This window comes from Pseudomonas sp. HN2, assembly GCF_020736465.1.
Taxonomy (GTDB): Bacteria; Pseudomonadota; Gammaproteobacteria; order Pseudomonadales; family Pseudomonadaceae; genus Aquipseudomonas; species Aquipseudomonas moraviensis_A.
The window spans coordinates 4,906,600-4,923,718 of the sequence record NZ_CP085885.1; the positions used below are offsets into that span (position 1 = coordinate 4,906,600).

Annotated in this window: 20 protein-coding genes; 1 reads left to right on the plus strand and 19 read right to left on the minus strand. The window is 60.0% G+C overall.

Annotated elements, in window-relative coordinates; all coding sequences use genetic code 11:
* Nucleotides 1-3: 3 nt before the first annotated feature.
* From LIS66_RS21635 to trmJ, 14 genes are all read right to left on the minus strand, one after another.
* Nucleotides 4-1,023 (minus strand): RodZ domain-containing protein, encoded by a 1,020-nt coding sequence (locus tag LIS66_RS21635; protein WP_065616635.1) that lies wholly within the window; start codon nucleotides 1,021-1,023, stop codon nucleotides 4-6.
* On the minus strand, nucleotides 1,023-1,781 hold the full coding sequence (gene pilW, locus LIS66_RS21640; protein WP_042608339.1) for a type IV pilus biogenesis/stability protein PilW: 759 nt from the start codon (nucleotides 1,779-1,781) through the stop codon (nucleotides 1,023-1,025). Before pilW ends, LIS66_RS21635 begins: the two co-directional genes overlap by 1 nt.
* 12 nt (nucleotides 1,782-1,793) lie before the next feature.
* Nucleotides 1,794-2,942 (minus strand): 23S rRNA (adenine(2503)-C(2))-methyltransferase RlmN, encoded by a 1,149-nt coding sequence (rlmN, locus tag LIS66_RS21645; RefSeq protein WP_024014215.1) that lies wholly within the window; start codon nucleotides 2,940-2,942, stop codon nucleotides 1,794-1,796.
* A 28-nt stretch (nucleotides 2,943-2,970) separates the two neighbouring features.
* Nucleotides 2,971-3,396, minus strand: coding sequence for a nucleoside-diphosphate kinase (gene ndk, locus LIS66_RS21650; protein ID WP_024014216.1), 426 nt, complete (start codon nucleotides 3,394-3,396; stop codon nucleotides 2,971-2,973).
* Nucleotides 3,397-3,483: 87 nt separating this feature from the next.
* Nucleotides 3,484-3,684: a Fe-S cluster assembly protein IscX gene (iscX, locus tag LIS66_RS21655; protein WP_042608340.1), complete on the minus strand. Its 201-nt coding sequence runs from the start codon at nucleotides 3,682-3,684 to the stop codon at nucleotides 3,484-3,486.
* Between the two features lie 14 nt (nucleotides 3,685-3,698).
* The gene (gene fdx, locus LIS66_RS21660) at nucleotides 3,699-4,040 is read right to left on the minus strand and encodes an ISC system 2Fe-2S type ferredoxin (protein WP_016773327.1); all 342 of its coding nucleotides are present in this window, start codon (nucleotides 4,038-4,040) and stop codon (nucleotides 3,699-3,701) included.
* Nucleotides 4,040-5,905 carry a Fe-S protein assembly chaperone HscA gene (gene hscA / locus LIS66_RS21665; protein ID WP_227973018.1) on the minus strand — a complete coding sequence of 622 codons (1,866 nt, stop codon included), beginning with the start codon at nucleotides 5,903-5,905 and terminating at the stop codon, nucleotides 4,040-4,042. Before hscA ends, fdx begins: the two co-directional genes overlap by 1 nt.
* A gap of 50 nt (nucleotides 5,906-5,955) precedes the next feature.
* Nucleotides 5,956-6,477 carry a co-chaperone HscB gene (hscB, locus tag LIS66_RS21670; RefSeq protein WP_016773325.1) on the minus strand — a complete coding sequence of 174 codons (522 nt, stop codon included), beginning with the start codon at nucleotides 6,475-6,477 and terminating at the stop codon, nucleotides 5,956-5,958.
* A gap of 8 nt (nucleotides 6,478-6,485) precedes the next feature.
* Nucleotides 6,486-6,809, minus strand: a complete 324-nt coding sequence (iscA, locus tag LIS66_RS21675; protein WP_003227904.1) for an iron-sulfur cluster assembly protein IscA — start codon at nucleotides 6,807-6,809, stop codon at nucleotides 6,486-6,488.
* Nucleotides 6,810-6,843: 34 nt separating this feature from the next.
* Complete coding sequence (iscU, locus tag LIS66_RS21680) at nucleotides 6,844-7,230, minus strand: Fe-S cluster assembly scaffold IscU (protein WP_003227907.1); 387 nt, start codon at nucleotides 7,228-7,230, stop codon at nucleotides 6,844-6,846.
* 101 nt (nucleotides 7,231-7,331) lie between these two features.
* Nucleotides 7,332-8,546, minus strand: coding sequence for an IscS subfamily cysteine desulfurase (locus LIS66_RS21685; RefSeq protein WP_039761430.1), 1,215 nt, complete (start codon nucleotides 8,544-8,546; stop codon nucleotides 7,332-7,334).
* Between the two features lie 50 nt (nucleotides 8,547-8,596).
* Nucleotides 8,597-9,088, minus strand: coding sequence for a Fe-S cluster assembly transcriptional regulator IscR (iscR, locus tag LIS66_RS21690; RefSeq protein WP_016773323.1), 492 nt, complete (start codon nucleotides 9,086-9,088; stop codon nucleotides 8,597-8,599).
* Nucleotides 9,089-9,328: 240 nt separating this feature from the next.
* Nucleotides 9,329-10,105 carry a serine O-acetyltransferase gene (cysE, locus tag LIS66_RS21695; RefSeq protein WP_227973019.1) on the minus strand — a complete coding sequence of 259 codons (777 nt, stop codon included), beginning with the start codon at nucleotides 10,103-10,105 and terminating at the stop codon, nucleotides 9,329-9,331.
* 3 nt (nucleotides 10,106-10,108) lie between these two features.
* Complete coding sequence (gene trmJ / locus LIS66_RS21700; RefSeq protein WP_227973020.1) at nucleotides 10,109-10,879, minus strand: tRNA (cytosine(32)/uridine(32)-2'-O)-methyltransferase TrmJ; 771 nt, start codon at nucleotides 10,877-10,879, stop codon at nucleotides 10,109-10,111.
* Between the two features lie 145 nt (nucleotides 10,880-11,024).
* Here trmJ and suhB point away from each other — a divergent pair, with 145 nt between their 5' ends.
* Nucleotides 11,025-11,843 (plus strand): inositol-phosphate phosphatase, encoded by an 819-nt coding sequence (gene suhB, locus LIS66_RS21705; RefSeq protein WP_016773320.1) that lies wholly within the window; start codon nucleotides 11,025-11,027, stop codon nucleotides 11,841-11,843.
* Between the two features lie 248 nt (nucleotides 11,844-12,091).
* Here the strand turns inward: suhB and LIS66_RS21710 are convergent, their stop codons facing one another.
* The 5 genes from LIS66_RS21710 to tgt form a co-directional block, all read right to left on the minus strand.
* Nucleotides 12,092-12,640, minus strand: a complete 549-nt coding sequence (locus LIS66_RS21710) for a glycine zipper 2TM domain-containing protein (RefSeq protein ID WP_042608344.1) — start codon at nucleotides 12,638-12,640, stop codon at nucleotides 12,092-12,094.
* A gap of 121 nt (nucleotides 12,641-12,761) precedes the next feature.
* Complete coding sequence (gene secF / locus LIS66_RS21715; RefSeq protein WP_042608345.1) at nucleotides 12,762-13,676, minus strand: protein translocase subunit SecF; 915 nt, start codon at nucleotides 13,674-13,676, stop codon at nucleotides 12,762-12,764.
* A 9-nt stretch (nucleotides 13,677-13,685) separates the two neighbouring features.
* Nucleotides 13,686-15,554: a protein translocase subunit SecD gene (gene secD, locus LIS66_RS21720; protein ID WP_016773318.1), complete on the minus strand. Its 1,869-nt coding sequence runs from the start codon at nucleotides 15,552-15,554 to the stop codon at nucleotides 13,686-13,688.
* Between the two features lie 65 nt (nucleotides 15,555-15,619).
* Entirely contained in the window at nucleotides 15,620-15,958 is a 339-nt protein-coding gene (gene yajC, locus LIS66_RS21725) for a preprotein translocase subunit YajC (protein WP_016773317.1), read from the minus strand.
* Nucleotides 15,959-16,001: 43 nt separating this feature from the next.
* On the minus strand, nucleotides 16,002-17,117 hold the full coding sequence (tgt, locus tag LIS66_RS21730; RefSeq protein WP_160768392.1) for a tRNA guanosine(34) transglycosylase Tgt: 1,116 nt from the start codon (nucleotides 17,115-17,117) through the stop codon (nucleotides 16,002-16,004).
* Between the last annotated feature and the right edge of the window lie 2 nt (nucleotides 17,118-17,119).

Genomic DNA, 17,119 nt, shown 5'->3' on the forward strand with positions numbered 1-17,119 from the left:
GACTTATTGACCCAACTTCAGGCGAGCAGTCTCGCCACTGGTGAACGGAGCGATATCGACCGGTTGGCCGTTGTAGCTGACCTGTGCCGCGCGGGCAACGCCCAGACGTACAGCGAGCGGCGGCTTGCCGGAAACACTCACGCTGTCGCCTTTATGCTTCAGGCCGCTGAAAATCACTTTGCCACGGCCATCGGTCACCTGTGCCCAGCAATCGCCGGTGAACTGCAACTGCACCTGGCCTTCGCCGGCAACCGGCGCAGCTGCTTCAGCGCTTGGCGCCTGAGCAACCGGCGCGGTCGGGGCAGGTGTCGCTGGGACATTCGGCGCTGGAGTGGCCGGAGCCGCCACCACTGGCGCAGGCGTCTGTGCCGGTGCGCTTGGCGCAACTGCCGGGGCAGCTGGCTCGGTCGCTGGCGCAGCAGATTCGGCACCGGTGGATTCAGCGCTGGTTTCCGACTGCGGCAAGGCCAGCGAAGTCGAATTGTCGGCCTGATTTTCAGCGACAGCCTGATCTTCCGGCTCGTCGATCGGGTGAATCTGCGTGGTGCCGTCAGCGCCTTCGACTTCGACGTGCTCCGGCGCGAGGCTGGTCAGATCGCGGGTGCGCTGCGAGGTCTGATCCTGCCACCAGACGAAACCGCCGCCGATGACCGCGATCAGCAGCAACAGGCTGACGATACGCAAAATGGTGTGGGAAACGCGCACCGGCTCTTCGATCCGGCCAAGGGCGTGAACGTTGCTGCCCTGGGAGTCCGTGCCGGTGGACTGGTCGAATTGCTGAACCAGAACGGTCTGGTCCATGCCGAGCAATTTGGCATAGGCGCGAATGTAACCGCGAGCGAAGGTATGCCCCGGCAGCTTGTCGAAAGCGCCGGCTTCAAGATTGCTCAGGGACGTCACGGTGAGGTTGAGCTTGAGGGCCACTTCGGCCAGCGACCAGCCATTGCTTTCGCGGGCCTGGCGCAGGGTCTCACCGGGATTAACGCGATTCGCTGCTACAACTTCGGGATGCGCCGCTTTCATCATTGCTCCGACAGGTATTGCTGATATTCCGGCGTACCGGGATAGAGTCGTTTTAATTGCAGACCGTAACTGGCTGCCTTGTCGCGATCTTCAAACACTTTTGCCAGCCGAACGCCGAGCAATAGACTACGTGCATTTTGTTCGGTCAGCTGGCTGAAACGGTCGTAATAGTCACGCGCGGGCACATAATGCCTGTCTTCGAAGGACAACTCAGCCATTTCCAGCAATGCGCGTGGTTGTTGGCGGTTCAGGCGCAGGGCTTTTTCCAGCTGTTGCTGCGCCAGATCACGCTGGCCCAGCTTGGCGGCGGTCATGCCGAGGTTTTCGAAGACCCGCGAACGCTCAGGATACAGGGTATCGGCGGCCGCTTGTTCAAAACGCTCGTAGGCTTCCTTGTAGCGTTGTTGTTCGTAGAGAAAACTGCCGTAGTTGTTGAGGATGCGCGCATCGGCGGGACGGGAAGACAGGGCCTTGCGAAAGTGCTCGTCGGCCAGTGCAGGCTCCATCTCGGCCTGAAACACCAGACCGAGGGCCGCATTGGCGTCAGGGTCTGATCCGTCCAGCTCCAGCGCTTTCTTCAAGGGCACCTTGGCCCGCTCGGTCATGCCCTGCTGCAGGTAGCCCAGCCCCAGCTGCACGTAGGCAGCCCGCGCTTCATCGCGGCCCTTGCTGGTCTTCATCGGGTTGTAGTCACCCGACAGGACACAACCAGCGCACAGGCTGGCCAACAGCAACAGCAGCGCAAAGCGCAGGGACATAGAGATCCTCTCTTAGTTAGTGTTCGCGGCGTTCTGTGCCAGATCGCTGTCGGCGCTCAACTCGCGCACGGCGATGTAACGTTCGCTGCGACGGGTGCGATCCAGCACCTGCCCTACCAATTGACCACATGCGGCATCGATGTCTTCACCACGAGTGGTGCGCACGGTGACGTTGAAGCCGGCCTGATGCAACTGATCCTGGAAGCGGCGGATGGCATTGTTGCTCGGCCGCTCGTACCCGGAGTGCGGGAACGGGTTGAACGGGATCAGGTTGATCTTGCACGGGATGTCTTTGAGCAGCTCGATCATTTCCACCGCGTGCTCAAGCTTGTCGTTGACGTCCTTGAGCAAGGTGTACTCGATGGTCAGCACACGTTTCTCGCCAAGGGCGGACATGTAGCGCTGGCACGACTCGAGCAGCATCTTAAGCGGATATTTCTTGTTGATCGGCACCAATTGGTTACGCAATGCGTCATTTGGTGCGTGCAGCGACAACGCCAGGGATACGTCGATGTGCTTGGCCAGCTCATCGATCATCGGCACCACACCCGAGGTGGACAGGGTCACGCGGCGCTTGGAGATCCCGTAGCCGAGGTCATCCATCATCAGATGCATGGCGGCGACGACGTTGTCGAAGTTCAGCAACGGCTCGCCCATGCCCATCATCACCACGTTGGTGATGGCGCGGTCGACGGTGGCCGGGACGCTGCCGAAAGATTTGTTGGCAATCCACACCTGACCGATGACTTCGGCGGCGGTGAGGTTGCTGTTGAAGCCTTGCTTGCCGGTGGAGCAGAAACTGCAATCCAGGGCACAGCCTGCCTGGGACGAAACGCACAAGGTGCCGCGTTTGCCCTGGGGAATGTACACGGTCTCGACGCAGCTGCCGGACGCCACGCGCACCACCCATTTACGGGTGCCGTCGCTGGAGATGTCCTCGCTGACCACTTCCGGACCACGTACTTCAGCAATAGCCTTGAGCTTGTCGCGCAAGGCTTTGCTGACGTTCGTCATGGCATCGAAATCATCGACGCCAAAGTGGTGAATCCATTTCATTACCTGACCGGCACGGAAACGCTTCTCCCCGATTGAGTCGAAGAATTTTTCCATTTCCGGCTGGGTCAGACCCAGCAGGTTTGTTTTAACAGTCGATGTAGTCATGGATTCACCTTCACTCTGCAAGCAATGCTTAGCGAGTGGTTACTTCAGTAGCTGCGAAGAAGTAAGCGATTTCGCGAGCGGCAGCAGCTTCGGAGTCCGAACCGTGAACGGCGTTGGCGTCGATCGATTCAGCGAAGTCAGCACGGATGGTGCCGGCAGCAGCTTCTTTAGGGTTGGTAGCGCCCATCAGCTCACGGTTGCGAGCGATAGCGTTTTCGCCTTCCAGAACCTGAACGACAACCGGGCCGGAAGTCATGAAAGCAACCAGGTCACCGAAGAAACCGCGCTCGCTGTGCTCAGCGTAGAAGCCTTCGGCTTCGGCTTTGGACAGTTGCTTCAGTTTCGAAGCTACAACGCGCAGGCCAGCGTCTTCGAAGCGAGTGGTGATCTTGCCGATCACGTTTTTAGCAACGGCGTCAGGCTTGATGATGGAGAAAGTACGTTGAACAGCCATGGTGTAACTCCAGAAACGGTAATTTGCGAAAAATTAAACCCGCGAATTATACGCGGGTTCTTGGGTATTGCCTAACCTGCGAGACGATCAGTCCGATTCTGCGGCCCAAAGCTCCTGAACCGCTTCAAGCACCTTCTCGCCGACCCGGCCAGAAGTAGCATCGAAGTCAGGCAGCTCAAGGATCATCTGCTGCAGACGGACAAAACCTACAGAGTATGGATCGAGCCCCTCGTGGGCCTCGGCCAGCTCTTCGGCAATGCGTTGAACATCATTCCAACCGTAGCTCATGACAGTCTTACCAGTCAGTGCGGCGCTTCGGCCGCATGGTTAAGCGAATATTTCGGAATCTCGACGGTGAGGTCTTCCTCACCGACGATGGCCTGACAGGCCAGACGCGATTGCGCTTCAAGGCCCCAGGCACGGTCGAGGAAATCTTCTTCCAGCTCGTCAGCCTCTTCCAGCGAGTCGAAACCCTCGCGGATGATGCAGTGGCACGTGGTGCAGGCGCAGACACCGCCGCAGGCGCTTTCCATCTCGATGTGGTGTTCGTGGGCCAGTTCGAGAATCGATGTGCCGGGCGCAGCCTCGACCACCATGCCTTCAGGGCAGAACTTCTCGTGGGGCAGAAAAATGACCTGCGGCATCAGATATCCTCGATTTCATTCAGGTTGCGCCCCGACAGAGCGGCTTTCACCGTCAGATCCATGCGGCGGGCAGCAAAAGCATCGGTCACTTGCGACAGACGCTTGGTCTGCTGCTCGATGGCGTAACCATCGGTACCTTTCATCAGTTCGGCCAGTTCCTGCATTTGCAGTTCGATGACCATGCGCTCTTCGGCGTCGAGCAAACGCTCGCCATCGGTATCCAGCGCACCCTGCACGGCTTCGAGCAGGCGCTGGGCATCGACTTGCTGCTCGCGCAGAACGCGGGCGACCTTGTCGTCATTGGCGTGCTGGAACGAATCCTTGAGCATCTTGGCGATTTCGCCGTCGGTCAGGCCGTAGGACGGCTTGACCTGAATGCTCGCTTCAACGCCCGAGCCCAATTCACGGGCAGACACGCTGAGCAGACCGTCGGCGTCGACCTGGAAGGTCACGCGAATCTTCGCCGCACCGGCCACCATCGCCGGAATGCCGCGCAATTCGAAGCGCGCCAGCGAGCGGCAGTCGCTGATCAGCTCGCGCTCGCCCTGCAAGACGTGGATCGCCATGGCCGACTGACCGTCTTTATAAGTGGTGAAATCCTGAGCGCGGGCGACGGGAATGGTGGTGTTGCGCGGAATCACCTTCTCCATCAGACCGCCCATGGTTTCCAGCCCAAGGGACAGCGGAATCACATCGAGCAGCAACAGCTCACCACCATCACGCTTGTTGCCAGCCAGGGTATCGGCCTGGATCGCGGCCCCGATGGCCACCACTTGATCCGGGTCGATTTCCGTCAATGGCTGACGACCGAAGGCTTCGGCCACGGCCTCACGAACACGCGGCACGCGGGTCGAACCGCCGACCATGACCACGGCGTGGACGTCTTCCAGCTCAATGCCGGAATCGCGAACGGCGCGGCGGCAGGCTTTCAGGCTGCGCGCGACCATCGGCTCGATCAGCGCATCGAATGCTTCACGGGTCAGTTGTGCTTTCCAGTCGCCGTAAGCCACTTCCACACTGGCCGCGTCGGTCAGGGCTTCTTTGGCCGCACAAGCGGTTTGCAGCAGACTGCGTTGTGCGCCCGGATCGAGATCGGCGGACAGGCCAGCGCTCTCGATGATCCAGCCGGCAATCGCATGATCGAAGTCATCGCCGCCCAGCGCGCTGTCGCCGCCAGTGGCCAGAACTTCAAAGACGCCGCCAGTCAGACGCAGAATGGAAATATCGAAAGTACCGCCGCCCAGGTCATATATCGCCACCAGACCTTCGGCGTGCTGATCCAGACCGTACGCTACAGCGGCAGCGGTCGGTTCGTTGAGCAGACGCAACACGTTCAGACCGGCGAGCTTGGCGGCATCTTTGGTGGCCTGACGCTGCGCATCGTCGAAGTAGGCAGGAACGGTGATCACCGCGCCAACCAGCTCGCCGCCCAAGGTCGCTTCGGCACGCTGACGCAGGACCTTGAGAATATCGGCGGACACTTCGACCGGGCTTTTCGGGCCTTGCACGGTGTCGATGAACGGCATGTGCGATTCGCCACCGACAAAGCGGTACGGCAGTTGCTCGCCCAGTTGCTTGACGTCGGAAAGACCCCGACCCATCAAGCGCTTGACCGACAGCACGGTATTCAGAGGATCGGAGGATGCAGCGAGCTTGGCCGACTCGCCGACTTCGACGCGGTCAGCGTGATAACGCACGGCGGACGGCAGGATGACCTGCCCGTTGGCGTCGGCCAGCGGTTCGGAGAGACCACTGCGCAGCGCAGCGACCAGCGAATTGGTAGTACCCAAGTCGATCCCCACAGCCAGACGACGCTGGTGCGGTTGAGGACTTTGGCCGGGTTCGGCGATCTGCAGTAGAGCCATGGTGATCAGGTCTTGTCTGTCTGTCAGCGTGCAATCAGGGCAGCGCTGGGTTAATCGTCGAGGCGCTCTTCCAGCTGGCGCACTTCGTAGGTGAGCTTGTCGAGGAACTGCATGCGCCGCATCAGGCGTTCGGCCTGCTCGCGTTGCGCTGCATCATCCCAACAGGCTGCGAAGCTTTCGTTGAGCTGCTCCTGAGCTGCCTTCAAGCGACGCTTGAATACCGCGACACCGTCGAGGTCGGCACTGTCCTGCAGATCTTCGAGCTCTTCGCGCCATTGCATCTGCTGCAGAAGAAACTCGGGATCGTGGACGGTGACTTCCATCGGCACTTCATGCCCGCTGATTTTCAACAGGTAGCGTGCACGCTGGGCCGGGCTCTTGAGCGTCTGGTAGGCGTCGTTGAGCCGCGCCGATTGCTCGAGCGCCGAGCGCTGCTCGCGCTCCGAAGCGTCGGCAAAACGGTCGGGATGGACGCCGCGCGCCAACTCACGGTAGCGCGTGGCCAACTGCTCGAGATCCAGGCGGAAGCTCGGCTGCAGCTCGAATAAAGCGAAATGACAAGGAATACCCACGACCAGCCTCAGATGTTGAAGCTTTCGCCGCAGCCACACTCACCGCGCACGTTGGGGTTGTTGAACTTGAAGCCTTCGTTCAACCCTTCCTTGACGAAATCGAGCTCGGTGCCGTCCAGGTAGGCCAGGCTCTTAGGGTCGATGATCACTTTTTCGCCGTGACTCTCGAACACCTGATCCTCCGCCACTACCTCGTCGACAAACTCCAGCACGTAGGCAAGGCCGGAACAGCCTGTGGTGCGAACACCCAGACGAATCCCTTCACCTTTGCCGCGCCCGTCGAGGGAGCGCCGCACGTGTCGAGCAGCCGCTTCTGTCATGCTGATAGCCATCGGTGACTCCTTACTCGTCGCCAAATCTTGAAAGTCAGATCAAGCCTTTCTTCTGCTTGTAATCGCGAACTGCCGCTTTGATAGCGTCTTCTGCGAGCACGGAGCAGTGGATTTTCACTGGCGGCAGGGCCAGTTCTTCGGCCAGCTGAGTGTTCTTGATGGTTTCGGCTTCGTCCAGGGTCTTGCCTTTCATCCACTCGGTGGCGAGGGAACTGGAGGCGATCGCCGAACCGCAGCCGTAGGTCTTGAACTTGGCGTCTTCGATAACGCCCTGATCGTTGACCTTGATCTGCAGGCGCATTACGTCGCCGCACGCCGGAGCGCCGACCATGCCGGTGCCGACATCAGGATCTTCCGCGTTCATCTTGCCGACGTTGCGCGGGTTTTCGTAGTGGTCGATGACCTTTTCGCTGTAAGCCATGATTCTCAATCCTCACTCATCAGGGCCGCTCTTGAGACCCTGCAACTGCGCTGCGTAAACCGCCGCGTCGCTACAGGATCTGTATCCGGCGGCTTCTATAGTTAGTGTGCCGCCCACTCGATTTTCGAGATATCGACGCCGTCTTTGTACATGTCCCACAGCGGCGACAGAGCGCGCAGCTTGGTAACGGCCTCGCAGACTTTCTGCGCGGCGTAGTCGATTTCTTCTTCGGTGGTGAAACGGCCGAAGGTAAAGCGGATCGAGCTGTGTGCCAGTTCGTCGTTGCGGCCCAGGGCGCGCAGTACATACGAGGGCTCCAGGGACGCCGAGGTGCAGGCCGAACCGGACGATACCGCCAGATCCTTGAGCGCCATGATCAGCGACTCGCCTTCAACGTAGTTGAAGCTCAGGTTCAGGTTGTGCGGAACGCGGGCGGTCAGGCTGCCGTTGACGTACAGCTCTTCCAGGTGCTCGACCTGCTGGTAGAAACGGTCGCTCAAGGCTTTGATGCGCACGTTTTCAGCGGCCATGTCTTCCTTGGCTACGCGGAACGCTTCACCCATGCCGACAATCTGGTGGGTCGCCAGGGTGCCGGAACGCATGCCACGCTCGTGACCGCCGCCGTGCATGGTCGCTTCGATGCGCACACGCGGCTTGCGGCTGACGTACAGCGCGCCGATGCCTTTAGGGCCATAAGTCTTGTGGGCGGAGAACGACATCATGTCGACTTTCAGCTTCTGCAGGTCGATCTCGACCTTGCCAGTGGACTGAGCGGCGTCGACGTGGAACAGCACACCCTTGGCGCGCAGCATCTCGCCGATGGCGGCGATGTCGTTGATGGTGCCGATTTCGTTGTTGACGTGCATCACCGACACCAGGATGGTGTCCTCGCGCAGGGCCGCGTCGATCATTGCCGGCGTGATCAGACCGTCTTCGGTCGGCTCGAGGTAGGTCACTTCGAAACCTTCACGCTCCAGTTGGCGCATGGTGTCGAGGACAGCCTTGTGCTCGATCTTGCTGGTGATCAGGTGCTTGCCCTTGGAGGCGTAGAAATGTGCCGCGCCCTTGATCGCCAGGTTGTCGGATTCAGTGGCACCGGAGGTCCAGACGATTTCACGCGGGTCGGCATTGACCAGATCGGCCACCTGACGACGGGCGTTTTCGACGGACTCTTCAGCCTTCCAGCCGAACACGTGGGAACGGGACGCCGGGTTACCGAAGTTTCCGTCGACCAGCAGGCATTCACTCATTTTCTGCGCAACGCGCGGATCAACCGGGGTGGTTGCAGAGTAATCAAGGTAAATCGGCAATTTCATGGACTATCTCCTAAATCAGGGCTGGCGTGCCGCGGGTAGCTCTTCGGCTGTCATTCGACGGCGGACGCTTCAATCTTGTCCAGGCGTGGCGCCTTGCTGCTGCAACGGCGCTGGTCCTGACGCTGGGCCACTTCTTGCACCTCACGGCGAGTCACAAGGTCGGCCAAGCTGATACCGCTCAGAAATTCGTGAATCTGCAGGCTCAAGTCGCACCACAGATGGTGGGTCAGGCAAGTATCACCGGAATGGCAATCGCCCTGGCCCTGGCACTTGGTGGCATCGACCGATTCGTTCACCGCATCGATCACCTGAGCGACCTGGATGCCCTGCATGTCGCGGGACAACTGGTAGCCACCACCCGGACCGCGAACGCTGGAAACCAGGTTGCTGCGGCGCAGCTTGGCAAACAGCTGTTCGAGGTAGGACAGGGAGATGCCTTGGCGCTCGGAGATATCGGCCAGAGACACCGGCCCGTGCTGCGCGTGCAACGCCAGGTCAAGCATGGCGGTCACGGCGTATCGGCCTTTTGTAGTCAGTCGCATGGACAGTTACCACGGAGTTCGGAATGGGCGGGAGTATGCAATTCCCGAGCATTTAAGTCAACTATAAGACCTAGTGCTTTAGTCGGGTTTACCCGCAAAAGAGCGCGCGCATGATAGCAAAGGCCTGCGGCGTACAGCCAGCGGAACCGCGTTATCGTTATTCGCGAGCAGGCTCGCTCCCACTATTGGAATGCATTCATCTGTGGGAGCGAGCCTGCTCGCGAAAAGCAGCGCTGCGGTTCAGCCGGCTTTCGATTCATCCTTGCCTTGCACACTGGCGAAGTCTTCTTCGCGCAGCGAAGGCAGATCTTTCGCACAGTAATTGCTGCCCAGATCCTTCAGCGCGCCGCACATGCCTTCCAGACGCCCGTCCACCGCTTGCAGATGGTCGAGCAACTGGCCGATGGCGCGGGCCACCGGGTCGGGCATGTCTTCGCTGACACCATAGGCGTCAAAGCCGATCTTTTCTGCCATCGCCTTGCGCTTGGCATCCTGCTCTTCGTCGGTCTTGACGATGATCCGCCCCGGAATCCCCACCACCGTGGCGCCCGGCGGCACTTCTTTGGTGACCACGGCATTCGAGCCGACCTTGGCGCCGGCACCCACCGTGAACGGACCGAGCACTTTGGCTCCCGCACCGACCACCACGCCATCACCCAGCGTCGGGTGGCGCTTGCCTTTGTTCCAACTGGTGCCGCCGAGGGTCACACCTTGATAGATGGTCACGTCGTCGCCGATTTCGGCGGTTTCACCAATGACGATGCCCATGCCGTGGTCAATGAAGAAACGCCGACCGACCTTGGCGCCCGGATGAATTTCGATTCCGGTCAGCCAGCGACCGAAGTTCGACACCAGCCGCGCCAGCCATTTCAGTTCGTTACGCCAGAGCATGCCGGCCAGTCGATGAATCCAGATCGCATGCATGCCGGGGTAGCAGGTCAGGACTTCAAAAGCGTTACGTGCCGCCGGGTCTCGATGGAATACGCTCTGGATATCTTCACGCAAACGCTCAAACATCATTCAATCCTTCCGCTTTAGAAGCTCGCCACGGGCCGCTTTCTGGGTTTCCGTGAGGATGCCACGCAAAATATTCATTTCCGCCCGGCTGACCGAGCTGCGTCCATACAAACGACGCAGGCGCGCCATCAAGTGCCGTGGTTTTTCCGGGTCGAGGAATTCGATGGCGACCAGCGTCTGCTCAAGGTGCTCATAGAATCGCTCCAGCTCATCCATGGTCGCCAGCTCGGCGCTTTTCACCGAGGCCACTTCTTCTTTCTCGACCTTGCTCGGCTGACCCTGTGCGACCAGCCAGGCCATGCGCACTTCATAACTCAACACCTGCACCGCCGCCCCGAGGTTCAGCGAACTGAACGTCGGGTCGGAAGGGATGTGCACGTGAAAGTGACATCGCTGCAGCTCGTCATTGGTCAAGCCGGAATCTTCGCGACCGAATACCAGAGCGATCTCGGCGCCCTGCCCGGCCTCCTCGACCACTTTGCTGCCGCATTCGCGCGGATCCAGCAGCGGCCAGGGAATACGGCGGTCGCGAGCGCTGGTACCGAGCACCAGATTGCAGCCAATCAAGGCGTCTTCCAGAGTGGCGACGACTTGCGCGTTTTCAAGGATGTCACCGGCACCGGAGGCGCGGGCGTCGGCCTCGTGATGCGGGAAGACCCGCGGCTCGACCAGCACCAGTCGCGACAGACCCATGTTTTTCATGGCGCGCGCGGCCCCGCCGATGTTGCCGGGGTGGCTGGTGTTGACCAGGACGACACGAATGTTCTGCAGCAAGGGAGGCGCTCTCGGACACAGGAAAGGGGGGCAAATCTTACAGAACAGCCTACCGTTAAGCTATGAAAGCGAACAGCGTCCTTCACCTGAAGAAAAGTTCTGATAGAATGCGCGGCTTTCTTTAACAACCTTAGGTGACACATCCATGCAGCCCATGCTGAATATCGCGCTGCGCGCCGCCCGCAGCGCCAGTGAACTGATCTTCCGCTCCATCGAGCGCCTGGATACCATCAAGGTCGACGAAAAAGACGCCAAGGATTACGTATCCGAGGTCGATCGCGCCGCTGAACAGAAAATCATCGATGCCCTGCGCAAGGCTTACCCGAACCACTCGATCCAGGGTGAAGAAACCGGCCTGCACGCCGGCACCGGCATCGAAGGCGAAGAGTACCTGTGGATCATCGATCCGCTGGACGGCACCACCAACTTCCTGCGTGGCATTCCGCACTTTGCAGTGAGCATTGCCTGCAAATATCGTGGCCGCCTGGAACACGCAGTGGTGCTGGACCCGGTTCGCCAGGAAGAATTCACCGCCAGCCGTGGCCGCGGCGCCCAACTGAACGGTCGTCGTCTGCGCGTCAGCGGTCGCACCAGCCTCGACGGCGCCCTGCTCGGCACTGGCTTCCCGTTCCGTGACGATCAGATGGACAACCTCGACAACTACCTGGGCATGTTCCGCGCCCTGGTTGGCCAGACTGCCGGCATCCGCCGCGCCGGCTCGGCGAGCCTGGACCTGGCCTACGTGGCTGCCGGTCGTTTCGACGCGTTCTGGGAGTCGGGCCTGTCCGAGTGGGACATGGCTGCAGGCGCCCTGCTGATCCAAGAAGCTGGCGGTCTGGTGAGCGATTTCACCGGCGGTCACGACTTCCTCGAGAAAGGCCACATCGTTGCCGGCAACACCAAATGCTTCAAGGCAGTACTGACGGCGATCCAGCCGCACCTGCCGGCTTCGCTGAAGCGCTAAGCTTTCCGCGAAACAAAAAAAACACCCTTCGGGGTGTTTTTTTATGCCTGCAATTTGCCTCCCTGACACACCACAAACCATGTAGGAGTGAGCCTGCTCGCGATAGCGTCGTATCAGTCACCACCCGCTTTGAATGATGAATCGCTATCGCGAGCAGGCTCACTCCTACAAGGGAATGCGGTGCAGCCAAAAAACGCGGGTATAAAAAAAGCACCCCGCAGGGTGCTTCTTTTCAAAACGCTGAAACCTTACTGACCCGGCTCATTCTGCGACAGGATCAGCTTGCCTTCCTTGTCGACCGGAATCTGGTTGCCCGGATCACGGTCCATCCGCACTTTGCCTTCCTTGCCATCGAGCGAGTAACGCACGTCGTAGCCGACGACCTTGTCGCTGATGTCATTGACCGTGTTGCAGCGGGTTTGCGTGGTGGTGTAGGTATCGCGGTTCTGCATACCTTCCTGCACCTTGTTACCGGCATAACCGCCGCCGACTGCACCGGCCACGGTGGCAATCTTCTTGCCGTTACCGCCGCCCACCTGATTACCCAACAAACCACCGGCTACGGCACCGATCGCCGTACCGAGAATCTGGTGTTGATCCTTGACCGGCGCCTGCCGGGTCACGGTTACATCCTTGCATACTTCACGTGGAGTCTTGATCTGTGTCTTGACCGGCTCGACGGCTAATACTTGCGCATACTCAGGGCCGCTTTTAACCAGGCTGTAGGTGGCAACAGCACCCCCGGCTGTGACACCGACAGCACCCAATACCGCACCAACCAGCAACGACTTGTTCACATGAACCTCCTGACCATCACATGCGGGATGCGCCCGCGCTTCTCCCAGCCTTGGAGCACAAAAAAAGGCGCGAGTTCAACTCGCGCCTTTTGTCGACTGACAGCCGGGACATCGCTGGCCGTTATGGACGGTCGTCGACTTCCTTCTCGGTGTTGGCCGGAGGAATCAGATCCTCGGTGGTCAGGTTCAGCCAGATCAGCACCACGTTGGCGATGTAGATCGACGAGTAGGTACCCGCCAATACACCGATGAACAGCGCGATGGAGAAGCCGAACAGGTTGTCGCCGCCGAAGAACAGCAGCGCCGCGATCGCCAGCAGCGTGGAGATCGACGTCGCCATGGTGCGCAGCAGGGTCTGGGTGGTCGAGATGTTGATGTTCTCGATCAGCGTCGCCTTGCGCAGCACGCGGAAGTTCTCACGGACCCGGTCGAAAACCACGATGGTGTCGTTCAGCGAGTAACCGATGATCGCCAGCACTGCCGCCAGTACGGTCAGATCGAAAGTGATCTGGAAGTACGAGAGGATACCCACGGTCACGATCACGTCGTGGATCAGCGAGACAATCGCGCCGACCGCGAACTTCCACTGAAAGCGGAACGCCAGGTAGATCAGGATCCCGCCGAGCGCCAGCAGCATGCCGAGGCCGCCCTGGTCGCGCAGCTCTTCACCGACCTGCGGGCCGACGAACTCGACACGCTTGACCGTCGCCGGGTTATCGCCGCCGATCTTCTGCAGCGCTTCGGCAACCTGATGGCCCAGCTGCGGGTCTTCACCCGGCATGCGCACCAGCAGGTCAGTCGTGGCGCCGAAATTCTGCACCACGGCTTCGTGATAACCGGAGGTCGCCAGCTGCTCGCGCACCTTGGTGACGTCGGCCGGACGCTCGTAGGTCAGCTCGATGAGCGTACCGCCGGTGAAGTCCAGGCCCCAGTTCATGCCTTTGTGGAACACGCTGAACAGGGCAATGACCGTGAGCAGCACTGTGACGCCGAACGCTACGTTGCGAACGCCCATGAAGTTGATTGTACGTAACATGGCAGCCCCTTAAATCCACAACTTCTTGAAGTCACGTCCGCCAAAGATCAGGTTGACCATTGCGCGGGTCACCATGATGGCCGTGAACATCGAGGTAAAGATCCCGAGGGACATGGTCACTGCGAAACCCTTCACCGGGCCGGTGCCCATGGCGAAGAGAATGCCGCCGACCAGCAAGGTGGTCAGGTTGGCGTCGAGAATCGCAGTGAATGCCCGGCCGAAGCCTTCGTTGATTGCCCGCTGCACCGTCATGCCAGCGGCGATCTCTTCACGAATCCGCGAGAAGATCAGTACGTTGGCGTCGACCGCCATACCCATGGTCAAAACGATACCAGCGATACCCGGCAGGGTCAGCGTAGCGCCCAGCAACGACATCAGCGCCAGCAGCAGCACCATGTTCACCGCCAGCGCGACGGTGGCGATGACGCCGAAGAAGCGGTAGATGGCGATGATGAACAGCGACACGAACAGCATGCCCCACAGCGATGCATCGATACCTTTGGTGATGTTGTCAGCACCCAGGCTCGGACCGATTGTGCGCTCTTCAGCGAAGTACATCGGTGCAGCCAGACCACCGGCACGCAGGAGCAGCGCCAGTTCGGACGACTCGCCCTGACCGTTCAGGCCAGTGATGCGGAACTGCGCACCCAGCGGCGACTGTATGGTCGCCAGGCTGATGATCTTCTTCTCTTCCTTGAACGTCTGCACCGCGACGTCTTTCTCGACGCCATCCACCACTTGCTTGGTGTAAGTGGTGACCGGACGCTGCTCGATGAAGATCACCGCCATGCTGCGACCGACGTTGGAACGGGTCGCGCGGCTCATCAGCTCGCCGCCGTGACCATCCAGACGGATGTTCACTTCAGGTGTGCCGTGCTCGCCGAAACCGGCCTTGGCGTCGGTGACCTGGTCACCGGTGATGATCAGACCACGCTCGATCTGCGCTGGTGGACGGTTGCCTTCACGGAACTCGAACGATTCGGAAGTGGCTTTCGACGCACCCGGCTCAGCGGCCAGACGGAACTCGAGGTTGGCCGTCTTGCCGAGAATTCGCTTGGCTTCGGCAGTGTCCTGCACGCCCGGCAGCTCAACCACGATGCGGTTGGCGCCCTGACGCTGCACGATCGGTTCGGCAACACCCAGCTCGTTGACGCGGTTACGTACCGTGGTCAGGTTCTGCTTGATGGAGTATTCACGGATTTCCGCCAGCTTGGCCGGGGTCATCGCCAGACGCAGCACCGGTTGACCGTTGAGGTCGGCCGGAACAATGTCGAAATCGTTGAAGTTCTTGCGGATCAGCGCACGGGCCTGTTCGCGGGAGTCTTCATCGCTGAAGCCCAACTGAATGGCACCGCCCAGTTGCGGCAGGCTGCGATAGCGCAGCTTCTCTTTGCGCAGCAGGCTCTTGACGTCGCCTTCGTAGACTTTCAGGCGCGCATCGAGGGCTTTGTCCATGTCCACTTCGAGCAGGAAGTGCACACCACCGGACAAGTCCAGACCCAGCTTCATCGGGTGCGCACCGAGGTTGCGCAGCCATTGCGGAGTGGTCTGTGCCAGGTTCAGCGCGACGACGTAGTCATCACCCAGTGCCTTGCGTACAACGTCCTTGGCCGGCAGCTGATCTTCAGCCTTGCTCAGACGGATCAGACCGCCCTTGCCACCTGCGGTCAGAGTGGCCGCCTTGACGTTGATGCCGGACTCTTTCAGCGCTGTGCTGACGCGAGCCAGATCGGCGTCATTGACCTGCAGGGCCGTGCTGGCGCCGCTGATCTGAATGGCCGGGTCATCGGGGTAAAGATTGGGAGCGGAATAAATCAGACCGATCGCCAGCACCGCCAGGATCAGAATGTATTTCCACAGAGGGTATTTGTTCAGCATCACGCCGCCCGTTATGAACGCGGGGCGCCTTGCGCGCCCCGTCGATTGAGTAGAAGTTGTTGCTCTTAGATCGCTTTCAGCGTGCCTTTTGGCAGCGTGGCGGCGATAGCGCCTTTCTGGAACTTCATTTCCACGGTGTCGGAGACTTCCAGGACGACGAAGTCATCGGCAACTTTGGTGATCTTGCCGGCGATGCCGCCAGTGGTCACGACCTCGTCACCCTTTTGCAGGCTGCTCAGCAGGTTCTTCTGCTCTTTGGCGCGCTTGGCCTGTGGACGCCAGATCATCAGGTAGAAGATGACCAGGAAGCCGACCAGGAAAATCCACTCGAAGCCGCCGCCCATTGGGCTTGCAGCAGCCGGTGCAGCTGCGTCAGCCATGGCGTTAGAGATAAAAAAGCTCATTTAGCACTCCAGTTGCAAATGTTGAATCTTGGGGTCAGAAAACTCAGTCCAAAGGCGGGACGGGAAGTCCGCGTTTGGCGTAGAAGGCATCGACAAAGGCGGCCAATGTACCCTGTTGAATAGCCTCGCGCAAACCAGCCATCAGCACCTGATAATGGCGCAAGTTATGGATGGTATTGAGCATGCTGCCGAGCATTTCGCCGCACTTGTCCAGGTGATGCAGATAAGCGCGCGAGAAGTTCTGGCAGGTGTAGCAATCGCAGGTCGGATCCAGCGGCGATTCATCATGGCGATGGAACGCGTTACGGATCTTCAGCACACCGGTATCGATGAACAGATGCCCATTGCGGGCATTACGGGTTGGCATCACGCAATCGAACATGTCCACACCGCGGCGCACACCCTCAACCAGATCTTCCGGTTTGCCAACGCCCATAAGGTAACGAGGTTTGTCAGCGGGCATCTGACCCGGCAGATAATCCAGCACCTTGATCATTTCGTGCTTCGGTTCGCCCACCGACAGACCGCCGATGGCGAGGCCGTCGAAGCCGATCTTGTCGAGGCCTTCGAGCGAACGCATGCGCAGGTTTTCATGCATGCCGCCCTGGACGATGCCGAACAGCGCTGCAGTGTTGTCACCGTGAGCATTCTTCGAACGCTGTGCCCAACGCAACGACAACTCCATCGATACGCGCGCGACGTCTTCGTCAGCCGGGTACGGCGTGCATTCGTCGAAGATCATCACGATGTCGGAACCGAGATCGCGCTGCACCTGCATCGACTCTTCCGGGCCCATGAACACTTTGGCGCCATCGACCGGAGAAGCGAAGGTCACGCCCTCCTCCTTGATCTTGCGCATCGCGCCAAGGCTGAACACCTGGAAGCCGCCGGAGTCGGTGAGAATCGGGCCTTTCCACTGCATGAAATCGTGCAGGTCGCCGTGTTCCTTGATCACTTGGGTGCCAGGACGCAACCACAGGTGAAAGGTGTTGCCCAGAATGATTTCCGCGCCAGTGGCGACGATGTCGCGCGGCAGCATGCCCTTGACCGTGCCGTAGGTGCCGACCGGCATGAACGCCGGGGTCTCGACAGTGCCACGGGGGAAGGTCAGGCGACCACGGCGAGCCTTGCCATCGGTGGCCAGCAGCTCAAAGGACATTC